At 58.9% G+C, this 16,732-nt stretch carries 14 protein-coding genes and 1 pseudogene; 5 read left to right on the top strand and 10 right to left on the bottom strand.

Annotated features, from left to right (window positions below; translation table 11 throughout):
- The 3 genes and pseudogenes from CKW21_RS32090 to CKW21_RS26715 form a co-directional block, all read left to right on the top strand.
- A pseudogene (locus CKW21_RS32090) lies at positions 1-1,163 on the top strand (RHS repeat domain-containing protein); the annotation flags it as partial.
- A complete protein-coding gene (locus CKW21_RS26720; protein ID WP_095196855.1) occupies positions 1,160-1,576 on the top strand; it encodes a hypothetical protein in 417 nt (138 codons plus the stop codon). The pseudogene CKW21_RS32090 and the gene CKW21_RS26720, both read left to right, overlap by 4 nt.
- A 353-nt stretch (positions 1,577-1,929) precedes the next feature.
- Complete coding sequence (locus tag CKW21_RS26715) at positions 1,930-2,256, top strand: hypothetical protein (RefSeq protein WP_095196854.1); 327 nt, start codon at positions 1,930-1,932, stop codon at positions 2,254-2,256.
- Positions 2,257-2,420: 164 nt separating this feature from the next.
- Here CKW21_RS26715 and CKW21_RS26710 read toward each other — a convergent pair whose 3' ends face one another.
- Positions 2,421-4,211, bottom strand: coding sequence for a bifunctional diguanylate cyclase/phosphodiesterase (locus CKW21_RS26710; protein WP_095196853.1), 1,791 nt, complete (start codon positions 4,209-4,211; stop codon positions 2,421-2,423).
- A 146-nt stretch (positions 4,212-4,357) separates the two neighbouring features.
- A complete protein-coding gene (locus tag CKW21_RS26705) occupies positions 4,358-6,439 on the bottom strand; it encodes a carboxy terminal-processing peptidase (RefSeq protein WP_170948735.1) in 2,082 nt (693 codons plus the stop codon).
- A gap of 138 nt (positions 6,440-6,577) precedes the next feature.
- Here CKW21_RS26705 and CKW21_RS26700 point away from each other — a divergent pair, with 138 nt between their 5' ends.
- On the top strand, positions 6,578-7,540 hold the full coding sequence (locus tag CKW21_RS26700; RefSeq protein WP_095196851.1) for a zinc-binding dehydrogenase: 963 nt from the start codon (positions 6,578-6,580) through the stop codon (positions 7,538-7,540).
- Positions 7,541-7,652: 112 nt separating this feature from the next.
- Here CKW21_RS26700 and CKW21_RS26695 read toward each other — a convergent pair whose 3' ends face one another.
- The 6 genes from CKW21_RS26695 to CKW21_RS26670 form a co-directional block, all read right to left on the bottom strand.
- Entirely contained in the window at positions 7,653-8,306 is a 654-nt protein-coding gene (locus tag CKW21_RS26695; RefSeq protein WP_095196850.1) for an HAD family phosphatase, read from the bottom strand.
- A gap of 112 nt (positions 8,307-8,418) precedes the next feature.
- Positions 8,419-9,408: an ABC transporter ATP-binding protein gene (locus tag CKW21_RS26690; protein ID WP_095196849.1), complete on the bottom strand. Its 990-nt coding sequence runs from the start codon at positions 9,406-9,408 to the stop codon at positions 8,419-8,421.
- Complete coding sequence (locus CKW21_RS26685; RefSeq protein WP_095196848.1) at positions 9,405-10,205, bottom strand: ABC transporter permease; 801 nt, start codon at positions 10,203-10,205, stop codon at positions 9,405-9,407. The genes CKW21_RS26690 and CKW21_RS26685 overlap by 4 nt, the downstream gene beginning before the upstream one ends.
- The gene (locus CKW21_RS26680) at positions 10,192-11,028 is read right to left on the bottom strand and encodes an ABC transporter permease subunit (protein ID WP_170948740.1); all 837 of its coding nucleotides are present in this window, start codon (positions 11,026-11,028) and stop codon (positions 10,192-10,194) included. Before CKW21_RS26680 ends, CKW21_RS26685 begins: the two co-directional genes overlap by 14 nt.
- 5 nt (positions 11,029-11,033) lie before the next feature.
- Positions 11,034-11,840, bottom strand: a complete 807-nt coding sequence (locus CKW21_RS26675; RefSeq protein ID WP_095196846.1) for an alkaline phosphatase family protein — start codon at positions 11,838-11,840, stop codon at positions 11,034-11,036.
- A 175-nt stretch (positions 11,841-12,015) separates the two neighbouring features.
- Positions 12,016-13,080 (bottom strand): ABC transporter substrate-binding protein, encoded by a 1,065-nt coding sequence (locus CKW21_RS26670; RefSeq protein WP_095196845.1) that lies wholly within the window; start codon positions 13,078-13,080, stop codon positions 12,016-12,018.
- A 361-nt stretch (positions 13,081-13,441) separates the two neighbouring features.
- Here CKW21_RS26670 and CKW21_RS26665 point away from each other — a divergent pair, with 361 nt between their 5' ends.
- Positions 13,442-14,155, top strand: coding sequence for a UTRA domain-containing protein (locus tag CKW21_RS26665; RefSeq protein WP_095196844.1), 714 nt, complete (start codon positions 13,442-13,444; stop codon positions 14,153-14,155).
- 48 nt (positions 14,156-14,203) lie between these two features.
- Here the strand turns inward: CKW21_RS26665 and CKW21_RS26660 are convergent, their stop codons facing one another.
- On the bottom strand, positions 14,204-16,360 hold the full coding sequence (locus CKW21_RS26660; RefSeq protein ID WP_095196843.1) for a mechanosensitive ion channel family protein: 2,157 nt from the start codon (positions 16,358-16,360) through the stop codon (positions 14,204-14,206).
- 77 nt (positions 16,361-16,437) lie between these two features.
- Positions 16,438-16,614, bottom strand: coding sequence for a hypothetical protein (locus CKW21_RS31570; RefSeq protein WP_170948734.1), 177 nt, complete (start codon positions 16,612-16,614; stop codon positions 16,438-16,440).
- Positions 16,615-16,732 lie beyond the last annotated feature (118 nt).

Raw genomic sequence — 16,732 nt, 5'->3', positions numbered from 1 at the left:
ATGCCGTCACCGAGTACCGCTACGACAGCCAGCACCGCCTGATCGGCCTCCAGCTGCCGGACGGTCGCCAGGCCTGCTACCGCTACGACGCCTTCGGCCGGCGCATCGCCAAGACCGTCGACGGCCACACCACCACCTTCTTCTGGCAGGGCGATAACCTCATCGCCGAAAGCAGCCCAACCCACTACCGCAGCTACCTCTACGAACCCGGCAGCTTCCGCCCGCTGGCGCTGCTCGACGGCAAAGGCCCGAAAAAAGCCTGACCGTTCTACTACCAACTCGACCACCTCGGCACCCCGCAGGAACTCACCGACTACGGCGGCGACATCGTCTGGTCGGCGAAATACACCGCCTACGGCAAGCTCAGCCAACTGACCCACGGTGGCGGCGAACAACTCGAACAACCGCTGCGCTTCCAGGGCCAGTACTTCGACACCGAAAGCGGCCTGCACTACAACCGCCACCGCTACTACCACCCGGACACGGGACGCTACCTGACCCCGGACCCGGTGAAGCTGGCGGGTGGGTTGAATGCCTACCAGTACACGCGCAACCCGACGGGGTGGGTGGATCCGTTGGGGTTGAGTGGGAATTGTCCGGGGGCGAATAAGCCGGGGTGTTCGGCACCGGATGGGGTAGCTGGAGCTAAAGTTGATGAGGGATCGCCCGCACTTCCAAAGCTGACGGGAGAAGAGAGGAAGGCTCGGATTGAGGTGCTTAAGGAAGAGGTCGCAAAACGGTGGGTTGAGCGTTTAGAGAAGAAGTACCCAGGAATGCATAGTATAGGGAAGCACAGTGTTGAAGTTCCTGATGCAGCCCTTCGCCAGCGTGCAATAGATGGTACAAACCCTATGACGAAGCAGCCTCATAACAAAAAAATAGGGAACCTAAGCTCTCAATATAAAAGCTGGAATTTGCATATGCATACATTGAATGATGATCTTACTAGGGTTCTTCGAGGGCTTCCTCAATTTACTGGGAAGGATGTCAATGGAAATAGTGTTGTGCGAAGAGATAATGAGAATGTCGGCAGAGGGTATAAGCCGAATAAAAAGGATTCAGAGAGTCCATATTTTATCGAAAGCATGCATGGTTCCGAGACGAAGTTTAGTAAGGAAAGTAATCCGAAACCCTTTACGTCACATCCGGTGATAATTAAATGATTAAAGATCCATTTCTAGATGAAGAATATGTGCCCACGGTTAGGGAAATCATAGGCTGTTTTGATATTTATGATCGAGAAGAAACTCTCGGTTGTGAATTAGAGAAATATAACATTAATGATTCGGGGGATCGTAAGGCGCTTGCGAAGAAATATATTGCGGAGCAATCTAATTATCTTACCTACAGGCATAAATTTTTGCTGGTTTCGACTCTTGAAGCAGCATTGAAAGATGAATATTATGATTTTCAGGCCTTGCTTGAACACGATTGTGAGAGTACCAATTGTTTTCCTGGTTACTGGGACGAAATGAACGATCCTCGTGCTTTTTTTTACGATATTTATAGTGTATTGATTGATGAATGGAAAGACGAATTACTGAAGGCCAGTTTCGAAGACCAATCAACGTGGTGATCAGGGCACTTTACTGTCCTGCGAAATTTCCGGGCAAGGTCCTAGGAGATTTCCTTCAAGTTCTAGCGGTTTTCATGAACTGGTGCGAAGTGAGTTCACCCGATAGCCTTTGGTGGTCACTGAAAGTTCAGTGGTGGGGTGTAGGAACCCTTCAGCCATCGGAAGCGCGTAGCGTCGACACCTGATTTGCGGCCGTCATTTCACGTCCGTAAAATCTGCTGCGGCGGTTGTACGCGGGCACGTTTCGGCGTGGCCGGGTTCTCCGATGCTCGGTATTCCTACCCCGCGTATAGCTGCCACCCCAAGCCTGTAGGAAGGCTGATGGCTGCTCCCATAATCGTCGGAGGTTTAAAATGCCAACACTTCATCCCGATCCACCCTACGAAAAACCAATCCCCCACCCCGAAAACCGCTTCATGGCGCTCACCAGCAACTGCTGCGAAATGCCCACTCTGTTCGTAGATACCCACGCGCCGCTCGACGTTTTGACCGACGCTGCCAACTATCGAATCCGCGCCGTCACCCAGGTGCTGGAAAACCTGTCCATGCGGGGTTCGGTGGAGTGTGAGTCGTTCATTCTCAGTGATTTTGCCTTGCTGTGTGCCATTCCGTTGCGGGATGGGTGTGATGTATTGGATGTGGTGGGGCGGCGGTTGCGGGGGCGGGCTTCAGGGGCTTAGCGGGGAGTTAATCCAAAAAAATCTGCATTGGATGACACGGCCTCTTCGCGGGCAAGCCCGCTCCCACAGGGTTTTGTGTTGTACGCAAGGATAGCGAACGACATAGAACCCTGTGGGAGCGAGGCTTGTCGGATCGCCGCACCGCCGCGAAGGCGTCAGACTATTCAGCGATGCCCCATCAGCATCTCAACTTCAGGCTCCGGCACCGCCAAACTATCAATCACATGCACGCTGTACCCCGGCACATTTTTCGCGTGGTGTTTGGCCTGTGATGCCATCTCTGCCAACTGGCTGGCGTCGATGGCTCCGCAGGCCTCGGGATGCAGGTGCACCACGCCGATGGACAGGGACAGCAGCGGGAATTCCTGGCGCACGCCCTGGCGGTTGGGGGCGATGAAGCAGCCGGCTTCGAGGTGTTCGCTGCGGTAGAAGCGTCGGCATTGGCTCTGGAAGTCGTCCAATAGCTGGTTCAAACGTTTGCCCCAGTCTTCCGGGCCGAGCACCAGCAGGAAGTCGTCGCCGCCGATGTGGCCGACGAAGTCGCGGGACGGGTCGACGCGGTCGTTCAGGCATTGCGCCAGGCACAGCAGGACTTCGTCCCCACGGCCATAGCCGTAGATGTCGTTGAAGGGTTTGAAGCTGTCAATGTCGACGTAGCAGATCACCGATTCCCGCTTCTGTTGCAGCAGCCGTGTGAGGCATTGCTGGATCGGCACGTTACCCGGCAGCAGGGTCAACGGGTTGGCGTAGCGGGCCTGCTGGATTTTCAGTTCGGTGATCAGTTTCAGTACATCGATCACCCGGCCCAGGCCCAGGTAGCTGCCGTTGAGGGTGATGATGAAATCTTCTTCAATGCGTTGCCGGGCGCGGCTGGTGATCAGGCGGCTGACCTGTTGCAACGACTGACTCATCTCGACCGCCAGGAAGTCATCGCTCATCAAACGGCTGATGGGTTTGCGGGCGAACAGGTCGGTGGCAAACGGCTTGAGCAGCGCGTCCGAGAGCGAATGCCGATGGACGATGCCGCACGGCTGACCCTGATCGTCCAGCACCGCCAGCGAGTTCAGGTTGGCCTGGCGGCGGAAGGCTTCGAGGACGTTGGCGGTCGGGGTGTTACGGCCCACCGCGGGCTGGTCGTTGAGCAGGGCGCTGAGGTCGCTGGCTTCGTCGTTCAGCACCACGGCGGGATTGTCCTGGCGCGGCATCAGGGGCCGGGCATCCCGGGGCGGATGTTCCTGTGGGCGGCAAAGCAGGTAGCCCTGGACCAGATCAACGCCCATTTCGGTCAACACCGCCAGTTCTTCCGGCAACTCGATGCCTTCGGCGATTACCTGCGCCCGTGATGCCTTGGCGATTTGCAGGATCGAGCCGACGAACTCGCGCTTGAGCGCATCCTGATGAATGCCGTCGATGAAATGTCGGTCGATCTTCACGTAGTCCGGGCGCAACTCCGACCACAGGCGCAGGCTCGAGTAGCCTGCACCCAAGTCATCGAGGGCAATGGAAAACCCCATCGCCCGGTAGTGATGCAGAGCGGTTTGCAACAACTGGAAATCGTCGATCGGCGTCTGTTCGGTGAGTTCGATGACTACTTGACTGGGCGGGATGCCGAAATCCTGCAGCAGTTGCAGGGTGCGGCCGGGCTGGTGTGCGGCTTCGAGCAGGGATTCCGGGGACACGTTGAGGAACAGCTTGCCGGGCAGTTGCTGGTCATTGAAGCGTCGACATGCGCTCTGCCGACAGGCGATTTCCAGTTCGCTCAGGCGGCCGGCCTGGCGGGCGACGGCGAACAACGCAATGGGGGAGTGCAGCGGACTGTTGGAAGGGCCGCGGCTGAGGGCTTCGTAGCCGAGAATCCGTCGTTCGGAGAGGCAAATGATCGGCTGGAACAGGCTGTGCAAACCGCCTTGAGTCAGGATTGAACTCAACGCACTCAGCTGTTCGGTTGTGGTCATGGCAATCTCTGGCGATAAAAAAAGGACTGGGCGGGCTCTTGGTAAAAGAGCACGCCCAGTCCTTTATTTCACGACAGAATGATGACTGTTTGATGAAGCTCCGGGGAGCTTCAGCATTAAATTGCCATCATCTTGCCAGTCACCACTCAGTGCTTGGCCACCGCGGTGTTGAGCTTGAGGTAGTCCAGCAGAATGCGCCCGGTTTCGCTCAGGTAGGCGTCGTCTTCCGGCTTGGTCTTGTCCGGCTCGGCCGCGAGGGCGTCTTCGTCTTCTTTCTTCAGCTCTTTGAGCGGCTCTTCGCCCTTGGCCTTGCGACGGATGTTCTCCATGGCCAGTTGCTTGGCTTCGATGTCGGCGTGTTGCGCACGACGCTCGGCTTCATTGAGGCTGACGGTTTTTTCTGCCATCAGCTTCTGCGCCAGGGCCAGCTTGTCGCGAATGAACACGAATTCCGCGTCTTTGTTCGTACGCACGTCGTGCTCGGATTTGAGCTGGGTGATATACGGTTTGAACGGGTCGGCAGCCGGCTTGATCGCCGCTTTGATGGTGTCCCACGGCATGGCTTCCGGCAGGGCGCTTTCGCCGATTTCCTTGGTGTCGATGATCGACGGGTAATCGATATCCGGCAGTACGCCCTGATGCTGGGTGCTCTGGCCGGAAACCCGGTAGAACTTGGCCAGGGTCAGTTTCAGCTCGCCATGGTTCAGCGGCTGGATAGTCTGCACGGTACCTTTGCCGAAGGTCTGGCCGCCGATGATCAGTGCGCGGTGGTAGTCCTGCATGGCACCGGCGAAAATCTCCGACGCCGAGGCGGACAAGCGGTTGACCAGCAACGCCATCGGGCCTTTGTAGAACGCGCCCGGGTTTTCATCTTCCAGTACATCGACGCGGCCATCGGCGTTACGCACGAGCACGGTCGGCCCCTTGTCGATGAACAGGCTGGTCAGCTCGGTGGCTTCCTGCAAGGAACCGCCGCCGTTGTTGCGCAGGTCGATCACTACGCCGTCGACCTTTTCCTTCTGCAACTCGGTCAGCAGTTTCTTGACGTCGCGGGTGGTGCTCTTGTAGTCCGGATCGCCGGCACGGAATGCCTTGAAGTCCAGATAGAAGGCCGGGATCTCGATGACGCCGAGTTTGTAGTCCTTGCCATCCTGCTTGAGGTTGAGCACCGACTTCTTCACTGCCTGATCTTCAAGCTTCACCGCTTCGCGGGTGATCGGCACGATCTTGCTGGTCTGGTCGTTCGGCGCATTGCTGGCCGGGATCACTTCCAGGCGCACCACGGTGCCTTTCGGGCCGCGGATCAGCTTGACCACTTCGTCCAGGCGCCAGCCCACCACGTCGACCATTTCTTTGTTGCCCTGGGCAACGCCGATGATCTTGTCGGCCGGAGCGACCTGCTTGGTCTTGTCCGCCGGGCCTGCCGGCACCAGGCGCACGATTTTCACTTGATCGTTGTCGCTCTGCAACACGGCGCCGATGCCCTCCAGGGACAGGCTCATGTTGATGTCGAAGTTTTCCGCGTTATCCGGCGACAGATAGTTGGTGTGCGGGTCGTAGGACATGGCGAAGGTGTTGATGTACGCCTGGAAGATGTCTTCCGCGCGGGTCTGGTCCAGACGCGCCAACTGGTTCTTGTAGCGCTTGGTCAGGGTTTCCTGGATTTGCTTGGAATCCTTGCCGGCGATCTTCTGCCGCAGTACTTCGTCCTTGACGCGCTTGCGCCACAGGTCGTCGAGTTCCGCGGTGGATTTGAGCCAAGGAGCGTCCTTGCGATCGATCAGCAAGGTTTCCTTGGTGGTGAAGTCGATCTTGTCGACGCCTTTGTTCAGCTCGGCAAGGGCGAAGTCCAGACGCGCCTTGACGCGGTCCAGGTAGCGCTTGTAGATGGTGAACCCGGCGTTGAGGTCGCCGCTTTTCAGGAAGTCGTCGAACTGGGTCTTCCACTTGTCGAATTCGGCAATGTCGCTGGCCATGAAATAGCTGCGCGACGGGTCGAGCAACTTGAGGTAGCTGTCGTAGATGATCAGCGAGCGCGCGTCATCGAGCGGCGGCTTGCTGTAGTGGTGGCGCTTGAGCAACTCCACGACGTTCAGACTGGCGATGACTTCGTCGCGATCGGGTTGAAGCTTGTCCCAGCTATTGGCTGCGAATGAACTGCCGGACAGCGGCAAAAGGCCGATACCGATGAAAAGAGCGAGGGCGGTGCTGGGGAACAAACGCTTCATGTTGATTCGACGCGGGGACAATTGATAACGCATATTAGGCCGTCTTTGAAGTCGCCGGTTCCACATGGGCCGGTCGCATAATGCAAAAAGCCCGGCGGTACAGCTTCGGGCTCAGTCCAGACTCACTATGGAGGCACTGTGAAAGCATTGCAAGGCGTTGACGGTCAAGTGGAGTGGGTTGAAGAGCCTCGTCCGGCGTGTGATGTAGGACAAGTTCGCATTCGAGTGGCGGCTGCGGGGCTCAATCGCGCCGATTTGTTGCAGAAGGCCGGTCTTTATCCGCCACCACCGGGGGCCAGCCAAGTGCTCGGTCTAGAGTGTTCGGGGGTGATCAGCGAGGTCGGCCCGGGCTCGTCCTGGCAAGTGGGGGATCGTGTTTGCGCCTTGCTGGCCGGGGGCGGGATGGCCGAAGAGGTGGTTGTCGACGGACGGCATGTGTTACCGGTTCCCGACGAAATGTCGTTGGCCGAAGCCGCTGCGTTGCCGGAAGTGTATGCGACCGTCTGGTTGAATTTGTTTCAACTGGCAGCGCTCAAACCGGGCGAAAAAGTTCTGCTGCATGCCGGAGCAAGTGGAATCGGTTCAGCGGCCATTCAGCTGTGCAAGGCCTTTGGTAACCCTTGCTGGGTCAGTGTCGGCTCCGCCGAACGCCTGGCCTACTGCGAAGCGCTCGGTGCCCAGGGGGGCGTGGTGCGCACCGGCGATCTGGAAAGCCTGAGCGACCTCGGGCCGTTCGATGTCATCCTCGATCCGGTGGGCGGCAACTACGCTGCGCTGAACCTGAAATTGCTGGCCGGTGACGGTCGTTGGGTGCTGATCGGTCTGATGGGCGGCCGCGAAGCGAAGCTGGATCTGGCGCAAGTGTTGGCCAAGCGCGTGCAGTTGCTGGGGTCGACTCTGCGCAGCCGCGACGATCAGTTCAAGGCGGATCTGTTCAGCGATCTACGCCTGCATGTCTGGCCGCTGTTTGCCGAAAAACGCCTGAGCCCGCAACTGTCCAGGGCCTTCCCGATCAAGGATGCCGAAGCGGCATTTGCGGCGTTGGCGAGTAACAAGGTGGCGGGCAAGCTGGTGCTTGTGATCGACGAAAGCCTGACCTGACACAAAACGCCTGTGGGAGCGAGCCTGCTCGCGAAGGCGGTGTGTCATTCAACCGATGTGTTGAATATAAGTCCGCTTTCGCGAGCAGGCTCGCTCCCATAGGGGATCTTGGTTATTTCCAGATGTGGATCGGCCAACCGGCTTTTTCGGCCTGTTCGCGCAACACCGGGTCCGGGTTGACGACGTGCGGGAAATCCACCTTCAGCAACAACGGCAAATCATTGCGTGAGTCGGAATAGAAGCTCGCACCTTCGAGGTTTTCCTCTTCGGCATCCAGCCATTCCAGCAACCGGGTGATCTTGCCTTCGCGGTAGGTCAGGGTGCCAACGGTGTTGCCGCTGTATACGCCGTGCGCCACTTCCAGTTCGATGCCGAGAATCTCATCGATGCCCAGGCGCTCGGCAATGGGCTTGACCAGGTGTACACCCGAGGCCGAGATCACCAGGATGCGGTCGCCCGCCTTGCGGTGGGCGGCGATGGCCTTGGTGGCGTCGCTGAAGATGATCGGTTCGATGAAGTCTTCCACCCAAGGCCCGACCAGATGCTCGACTTCTGCCGGGCTGCGGCCGATCAAGGGTTCCAGGCTGAAGGCCATGTAGTCCTCCATCGCCAGGTGGCCCCGGCCATAGGCATCCATCAGCTCCTTGTCACGACGCAGGAAGGATTCGCCGTCGACCCAGCCGAGGCGGACCATTTGTTCGCTCCACAGCGAGGCGCAATCGCCGTGGATCAGGGTTTCGTCCAGATCAAAAATTGCCAGGGCCATCGGGTTCTCTCTGTGAACAGCTGCAAGCTTCAAGCTTCAAGCCGCAAGAAGTGAATTTAGGTGGTCAGCAGTCTACAACTTGAAGCTTGCAGCTTGTAGCTTGCAACTGCTTTCAAGCTACCTCACACAGGGCCGTCGGATCGATGGAAAGCGCCAGGCGCTGACCATCGGGATGCAGGTCAGAAGCCGAGCGGTTGAGCACGTCCACCACCAACTCCACACCCCGGGCTTCGATCCGGTAGCGGATCACGTTACCCAGCAGGCTGTGGCTGCGTACTTGCGCGTCCAGTTCACCGTTCAGGCTCAATTCGATGGCCTCAGGGCGGATCGCTATACGATGATTGACCGGCCGCTGCAGCAGTTTCGTCGCGCTCTCGGCGTCCAACAGGTTGTAGTTGCCGATGAACCCGGCGGCGAACACATCCACCGGCGCGGTGTACAGGGTTTCGGCGTCGCCGCTTTGTACGATTTTTCCCTGATTCATCAGGAAAATCCGGTCAGACATGGTCAGGGCTTCTTCCTGGTCGTGTGTGACGAAAATCGTGGTCAAGCCCAGTTCACGCTGGATCTGACGGATCTGCTCACGCAAGTGTTTGCGAATCCGCGCATCGAGGGCCGACAGCGGTTCGTCCAGCAGCAACAGGCGTGGGCGGGTGACCAGGGAGCGGGCGAGGGCGACACGCTGGCATTGGCCACCGGACAGCTGATGCGGATAGCGGGCGGCAAAATCTTGCAGCTCCACCAGTCTCAGCACTTCGGCGACGCGCTTCTGGCTGTCGTCGGCGTTGACCTTCTGCATGCGCAAACCGAAGGCGACGTTCTGCTCGACGGTCATGTTGGGGAACAGCGCATAACTCTGGAACACCATGCCGATCCCGCGTTTCTGCGGGCTCAACGGCACGATATCGACACCATCGAGCAGAATCTTGCCGCCATTCACCGAGGTCAGGCCGGCGATGCAGCGTAGTAGCGTGGATTTGCCGCAACCGGACGGGCCGAGCAGGGTGACGAATTCACCTTTGTGGATTTCGCAGTTGATGTCGCTGAACACCGTGGTGCCTGCGTAGTTTTTCTGTAGGTGTTGGACGCTGACATAGCTCATTCGCTTTTGTCCTTGTTCAAGATATTGGCCGCCCAGGTCAGAACCAGCACAAAGAAGAAGTAGGAAATCACCAGCGCACTGGTGAAGTGGCCGCTGCTGTTGCGCATGTTGTTGAGGTAGACCTGCAGGGTTTCGTAACGGGTGCCGACGAGGATGTTGGCGAACACGAACTCGCCGAACAGGAACGAGAACGACAGCAGCAACGCCACCATCAGGCCCTTGCGCAGGTTCGGCAGCACCACCAGGATCGCCGCCTGGAAGGTGCTGGCACCGAGCAGTTGGGCGGCGTCCATCAGGTCGCGCAGGTTGATCGCTTGCAGGTTGTTGGTGATTGCCCGGTACATGAACGGCAGCGCCACGGTGAAGTAGCAACCGATCAGGATCCACGGCGTGCCGACCATGGCGAACGGCCCTGAACCATAGAGCTGCAACAATCCCACCGACGACACCACGGGTGGCACGGCGAAGGGCAGCAGGATCAGGATGTTCATCAATGCATCGAGTTTCGGAAAGTGGTAATGCACCACGAACAGCAGCGGCAAAATCAGCACCACCGAGAGAATCAGCGCTCCGATGCAGACCAGCAGCGACTGGCCGAAAGCACTCAGGAAACGCGGATCGCTCCACAGCTGCACGTACCATTTGATGCTGAAACCACTGGGCAGAATGGTGGCCGACCAACTGCTGGAAATCGAGTAGATAAAGGTGCCGAGCAGCGGCAGCAATAGAATGATAAACAGCAGGTAGACCACTACCCGGTGGTAGATGCCGACGGGGCCCAATTCAGCGCGAAACATGGTAGCTCCTCTTCAACAGCAGCTGATGCACGACGGTCACCAGGGTCATCAACGCCACCAGCACTACGGCGAGGGCACTGGCCAGGTTCGGGTCCAGGGAAATATCGCCCGAGACCATCGCCGCGATGCGGATGGGCATCACGTTGAAGTTGCCGGTGGTCAGGGCGTACACCGTGGCGTAAGCGCCGAGGGCGTTGGCCAGCAGGATCACGAAGGTGCCGAGCAGTGCCGGGGTCAGCACCGGCAGGCCGATGTGGCGCCAGAACTGCCAGCCGTTCGCGCCGAGCAGCGCGGCGGACTCGCGCCAGTCTTCGCGCAAGGCGTCGAAGGCCGGGTAGAGCAGCAGCACGCCAAGGGGAATCTGGAAGTAGGTGTAGAGAATGATCACCCCGGTTTTCGAATACAGGTTGAAGTCCTGAATGATTCCGGCCTGTTTGAGCAGGATGGTGAAGCTGCCGTTGAAACCCAGCAGGATGATGAACGCAAAGGCCAGAGGCACGCCGGCGAAGTTGCTGGTCATGTTGGCGAAGGCGTTGACGAAGTTGCGCAGCTTCGAGTCGACCCGTCGCAGGGAATAGGCACCGAGTACCGCGATAATGATGCCGAACACGCTGGACCAGAAACTGATCTCGAGGCTGTACTGGATCGCCTGCCGGTAAAACTTCGAATCGAAGATCCTGATGAAGTTGGCCAGGCCCCACCCGAATTCTTCCGATTCCAGGCTATTGATCATCACCCACACCAGGGGGGCGATTTCGAACACGATAAAGAACAGGGCGAAGGGTACCAGGCACAAGGCTGCCAGCCATTTGCCGCGCATCATGGAGGTCACTTGAGCAGCTCCCGGCACACAGGTTTGTCGTGGGGCACGCCCAGCAGCTCGCACACGGTGCCGCAGATCTCGCTCTGTCCTGGCGTGGCGTTGGCGTTGAAACTGAACGCATCGCCGAGCACGAACAGCGGCACTTCGCGTTCCTCGGGCAGCAGACCGTTATGGGAGCGGTCGTTGTTCATGCCGTGGTCGGCGGTCACCAGCACCTGGTAACCGGCGTCGAGCCAGCCTTGCAGGTAGTCGGCGAGGATGATGTCCGCCGAGCGCGCGCTGTTGCGGTACTGCGGGGTGTCGAGGCCGTGCTTGTGCCCGGCGTCGTCGATGTTCATCGGGTGTATCAGCAGGAAATTCGGCGCATGGCGCAGGCGCAGGTTTTCGGCGTCGGCGAACAGGTGCGAGTCGGGGTAGTGATCGCTCCAGTAAAAATGCCCGTGCTGGATCGGTAGAGCAGGGTCGTTGGTGTGACGATCCCGGGCCGCCACAAACGGTGAGCGGTTATACAACTCACTGACCCAGTGATAAGCCGCCGCGGCGGTCTTCAGGCCGGCGTCGGTGGCGTAGTGATAGATGCTGCGCTGGTTGGACAGGCGCGAGACGTTGTTGTGAACGATGCCGCTCTCGATCGGCGTGACGCCGGTCAGGATGCATTCGTAAAGCGGTCGGGACAGGGCCGGCAACTCGCACTCCAGCTTGTAGAGCGCTGCGCGTCCTGCGCCGACGTAAGCCTGCAGGTGCCCCATGGCGTGGCGCGCGACTTCGTAATTGAGGCCGTCGAGCACGACAAGGATGACGTTGTGCTTCATAGGGGCAAAAACTCCGCAAAACAGGAATTTGAAATTCACTCGGTCCACTGTGGGAGCGGGCTTGCTCACGAAGGGGGCTTAACATTCAGACCAATGTTGAATGTCAGAGCGCTTTCGCGAGCAGGCTCGCTCCCACAGAGATTTCCATCAGATCCCGAGGCGGGGATCTACCGCGTCATTTCATTTCTACGATGACTTCTTCGTTCCACTTCTGCGGCAGGGCTTTGGAGGTCTTTTCCCACGCATCCGCGTCCTTGATCGGCGTGACCTTTTTGTACTGCTCGTTCGGCAGCAGCTTGGCCTGGACATCGGCGGGCAGGGTCAGGTGCTCGGCGCGGATCGGACGGGCGTTACCCTTGGCCAGGTTGATCTGGCCGGCGTCGCTGAAGATGTACTCGCGGGTCAGCTTGGCGGCGTTCGGGTTCTTGGCGTATTTGTTGATGATGGTGGTGTAGCCGGAAATCACCGAGCCGTCGGAAGGAATCAGTACGGTGTAGTCATCAGGATTGGCCATCTTGGCCTTGTAGCTCAGGCCGTTGAAGTCCCAGACCACGCCGACTTCGATCTCGCCTTTTTCCATGGTGGCGATGGTCGGGTTGGCCATCGACAAGCGACCCTGCTTGGCGATGTCAGCGAACAGATCCAATGCAGGCTTGAGGTTTTTCTCGTCGCCACCGTTGGCCAGCGCAGCAGCCAGAACGCCGTTCGCAGCTTGTGCGGCAGTGCTCACGTCACCGATGGACACCTTGTATTTGCCGGTTTTGAGGTCAGCCCACTTGGTTGGCGCTTCGGAACCGTGCAGCAGCTTCTTGTTGACGATGAAGGCGATAGTGCCGGTATAGGCCAAGGCCCAGTGACCGTCCTTGTCTTTGGCCCAGGTCGGCACCTGGTCCCAGGTCGATGGCTTGTAAGGCTGTGTGACGCCTTGTTTGACTGCAATCGGGCCGAAGGCTGCACCGACGTCGCCGATGTCGGCACTGGCGTTGTCTTTTTCCGCGGCAAACTTGGCGATTTCCTGAGCCGAACTCATGTCGGTGTCGATGTGTTTGAGGCCGTAGTTCTTGGCCAGGTCGGCCCAGGTGCCTTTCCAGTTGGCCCAGTCATCGGGCATGCCGACACTGTTGACCGCGCCTTCCGCTTTCGCAGCGGCTTCGAGGGTTTTCAGATCATCAGCCGCCATGGCGGCGGTGCACATGGCAATGGTCGAACCTAACAGTGTTGCCAGGAAAAGCTTTTTCATTCCGAAGCTCCTATGGGTGTTTTCAACGCTGCGATTGCGGTGGTGTTGGTCTAGGTCAGCAATACCTGAGCCAATCTAAGGACGTTCGATGACACTTTGATGTCGTTCGTCGCCCGGTCGGGCTTTTTTAGGCCCGACGTTGGCGGGTGTCCGGTAAGCGTAGACCATCGACAAAACCCCGCTGCGCAAGGACTTGGCCGATGTATTGCAGGTTTTTGAACGGCCGGCGCCGACGACCGTCCGGTCGCTTGTCATCTCTCAGTCATCTGCACTGCCTACGCTTGCAGGATGTTTAATGAGCCGATTTGTTGTGTGGTTCTGCCCCGAAACAGTGCTGGTCTAGTCCAGATAGGTAACGTTGATGCGCGATGAGGCAATAAAAGCGGTGACTGCCATTGGCCAGGTGCTCCAGGAGCAACTCGATCACGGGCTGCTCGCACCGGGAAGCAAACTGCCGGCCGAGCGCAAGCTCAGTGAGTTGTTCGGGACCACACGGATCACTGTGCGCGAGGCATTGTTGCAACTGGAGGCCCAGGGGCAGATTTATCGTGAAGAGCGGCGTGGCTGGTTCGTTTCACCGCCGCGTCTGGCCTATAACCTGATGCAGCGCAGTCACTTTCACGCGATGGTCAGCGCCCAGGGGCGGGTGCCCTCTACCGAAGTCATTTCAGCGCGATTGCAGCCGGCGTCAGCGGCGGTCTGTGCCTGGTTGCAGTTGCCGGCGCTGTCGAGCGTGATTCAGATCTGCCGTTCGCGGCGCATCGATGGGCGACTGGTGCTGTATGTGGAGCACTATCTGAATCCGCAGTATTTCCCGGGGATTCTGGATTTCGATTTGAATCAGTCGATCACCGAGCTGTATGCACGGCACTACGATTTGCATTACGGGCGAGTGCGTTTCGAGATTGTACCGACGGCGTTGTCGGTGGATGCGGCGGCGGCTTTACGGGTGTCGGTGGGGAGTCCGGGGTTGCGCATTGCGCGGGTCAATTACGATCAGCATGAGCGGCTGATCGATTGTGACCTGGAGTTTTGGCGCCATGATGCGATTCATGTCGGAGTGGATGTGGTCTAGGAGCAGCTTCAAGCTTCAAGCTTCAAGCGACAAGAGTGACTTGCAGTGTCACTCCTTCTGCGGACCACCACCGGCCGTGATCACCTGCACACTCATCCTTGGCGTCGCCAGATCCATCCCCGCTTCATCCAGATGCCGTTTCAACGACAGGTTGAACGCCCGGGACACTTCCCACTGCTTGATCGGCGCAGTCTTGAAGCGGGCGCGCAGGATCGCGTTGCCGGATTCGAAACTCTCCACCCCCTGGATTTCCAGCGGCGACCAGATATTGCGTCGTTGCAACGGGTCGGTGCGCATTTTCTGGCCGACTTCACGCATCAGTTTGATCGCATTGTCGATGTCCATGCTGGCCGGTACGGCGACCCGGAAGATCGCGTAGCCGAATTCCCGGGAGTAGTTCTTGATGCTTTTGATTTCGCTGAACGGAATGGTGTGGACGATGCCGTCGATGTCCCGCAGGCGCACGGTGCGAATGGTCAGGCCTTCGACGGTGCCCAGGTGCCCGCCGACGTCCACGTAGTCGTCGATGGCCAGGGAGTCCTCGATGATGATGAACAGGCCGGTGATCAAGTCGGCCACCAGCGATTGCGCGCCGAAACCGATGGCCAGGCCAATCACGCCGGCACCGGCCAGCAGCGGCGTGACGTTCATGCCCATGTTCGCCAGGGCGACGATCAGCGCGATGATGAAAATCGCCACGAACAACACGTTGCGGATCAGCGGCATCATCGTCTGTGCCCGGGCGTTGGCCAGGCCCTTGCGCGAGCGGGTGAGGGCGTGGTGCACGGCAGTGTCACTGAGGATCCAGATCAGCCAGGCAAAAATCAGCGTGCCGCCGAGGCTGAACAGTTTGACGCTGACTTCATGGCCTTCGCCTTCGGTGAAGCGGATCAGCGACATGCCCCAGACCCGCAAGCCGAGTTCGATGAACACCAGCCAGACCAGCAGATGGGCAAGGGTGTAGAAGAAGCTTTTCAGGCGCTCGGAATACAGTGCATGGCGTTTCACGCTGCGTTGCGGTTTGAGGGCATGACGACGCACCAGACCGTTGATGACCATGCACAACACCAGCAGCACCGTACAGATCAGCGACTGACGCAACGCGGTGCTGGTATCACCGGCTGAAACGAAGGTGGCGAACAGCGAAATACCCACCAACACCAGCGCCGGCACGAACCAGAAGGTGCCGAGAATCTCGATAGTGTCGCTGAGGGCGCGGCGGGTCAGGCGCCGGGACAGTGGCTGGTTACGAATCAAATGGGCAATCGGACGGCGAAAACGCAGGATGAACAACCCCGTGGACAGCGCCGCCAGGACATTGGCCACCGTCGCGGCGGAGTGCGCCAGATGCACGCCGAGGCTATCGATCAGACGCGGGTCGCTCAGGGCTTCACCGAAAGCCGCGAAGCTGCCGATCAGCCACAGCGGCCGAAAGGCCTGATGGCGCAGGATGTACAAGGCACGATGGCGATGCGGACCGTCGAGCAGGGAAAAGGCGATCACGCAGACCGCGGAAAAGCAGGTGCCGACCACCAGCGCGTAGGCCAGCACCATCGCCAGGCTCTTGCCCAACGATGAAGGCAGGGCATAACTCATGTACACCGTGATGACCAGCGCGATCAGCCACGGGCCGAGCTTGCGCAGGGCGAAGCGCAGCATGTCCAGGGCCCTTGGGTGTTGCGGCAGTTCTTCGGTCAGGCCGAACCGCATGCGGACCCGATGGCTGACCCAGATCAGTGCCGCCGCGAGCAGGCTCCAGACCATCAGAATCATGGCGAAGGCGAAGATGATGGGGAGCCATTCGTTGGCTGGCAGCACCAGCGCGGTCAGTTCGTCCTGAGCCCGTTTGAATTCGTCGGACCAGCGCGTGATCGGGCTGTCGGCACCGGTAAATTGTTTTTCGAAACTGGCCAGGGTCCCGCCGATCAGGCCCAGCACGCCTTCTTCGGTGGTCGGCTGGGCCTTTTTCGTGGCGTCGCGCAGTTTCTTCAAATCCGTCAGCAGCTGGGTGCGCTGCTGATCGTTTTCCAGTGACTTGATGACTTCGTCGAGGGATTGCCCGAGGGGCTCCTGCGCTTCCGGCTGGGTTTTCGCCGAACTGTTGAGCAGGTTCGGCAAGCCGACTGCCTGGGCTGGCGCCATCGGCAGCAACGTCATCAGGCAGACAAGGAAAAAGCACGGCAGGGCAAAAAGACGAGCGAACACTGGGCGGTCAACCTCGGAGTGAGCGGGTCGACCGAGTGTACGAGCCCGTCAAAATCAATGCGAGTCGGGGGGAGGATTTATTCGTTGAGCTTGGCGAGGATCTTGACCACCACGGTGGCGAGGATCGTCAGCATGCCGATCCACATGGCGAATACGCCGGCGTTTTTGTCGCGAAAGTTGAAACCGAGCGCCAGCAGGATCATCCCGGCGAGAATCGGGATCAGCATGGCGTGGAACGAAGACATTGAAATCATGACGACTGCCTTGTCGGGAGGGATGGTTGAAGTCTAGGTTGCTTTTGGATGATCGCTGATGAGGTATGTCAAAAATGAGTCCGTTGAGCAGGACCATTGTGGCGAGGGAGCTTGCTCC

This window comes from Pseudomonas sp. Irchel 3A7 (assembly GCF_900187565.1).
Lineage (GTDB): Bacteria > Pseudomonadota > Gammaproteobacteria > Pseudomonadales > Pseudomonadaceae > Aquipseudomonas.
The sequence above is the reverse complement of the archived record's forward strand: the minus strand, read 5'-3'. Positions and strand labels throughout refer to the sequence as shown.

Excerpts from the sequence above, each read along its gene's own strand:
- CKW21_RS26720 (WP_095196855.1), top strand. The coding sequence starts at position 1,160 with ATGATTAAAGATCCATTTCTAGATGAAGAATATGTGCCCACGGTTAGG.
- CKW21_RS26715 (WP_095196854.1), top strand. The coding sequence starts at position 1,930 with ATGCCAACACTTCATCCCGATCCACCCTACGAAAAACCAATCCCCCAC.
- CKW21_RS26710 (WP_095196853.1), bottom strand. The coding sequence starts at position 4,211 with ATGACCACAACCGAACAGCTGAGTGCGTTGAGTTCAATCCTGACTCAA.
- CKW21_RS26705 (WP_170948735.1), bottom strand. The coding sequence starts at position 6,439 with ATGAAGCGTTTGTTCCCCAGCACCGCCCTCGCTCTTTTCATCGGTATC.
- CKW21_RS26695 (WP_095196850.1), bottom strand. The coding sequence starts at position 8,306 with ATGGCCCTGGCAATTTTTGATCTGGACGAAACCCTGATCCACGGCGAT.
- CKW21_RS26690 (WP_095196849.1), bottom strand. The coding sequence starts at position 9,408 with ATGAGCTATGTCAGCGTCCAACACCTACAGAAAAACTACGCAGGCACC.
- CKW21_RS26685 (WP_095196848.1), bottom strand. The coding sequence starts at position 10,205 with ATGTTTCGCGCTGAATTGGGCCCCGTCGGCATCTACCACCGGGTAGTG.
- CKW21_RS26680 (WP_170948740.1), bottom strand. The coding sequence starts at position 11,028 with ATGATGCGCGGCAAATGGCTGGCAGCCTTGTGCCTGGTACCCTTCGCC.
- CKW21_RS26675 (WP_095196846.1), bottom strand. The coding sequence starts at position 11,840 with ATGAAGCACAACGTCATCCTTGTCGTGCTCGACGGCCTCAATTACGAA.
- CKW21_RS26670 (WP_095196845.1), bottom strand. The coding sequence starts at position 13,080 with ATGAAAAAGCTTTTCCTGGCAACACTGTTAGGTTCGACCATTGCCATG.
- CKW21_RS26665 (WP_095196844.1), top strand. The coding sequence starts at position 13,442 with ATGCGCGATGAGGCAATAAAAGCGGTGACTGCCATTGGCCAGGTGCTC.
- CKW21_RS31570 (WP_170948734.1), bottom strand. The coding sequence starts at position 16,614 with ATGATTTCAATGTCTTCGTTCCACGCCATGCTGATCCCGATTCTCGCC.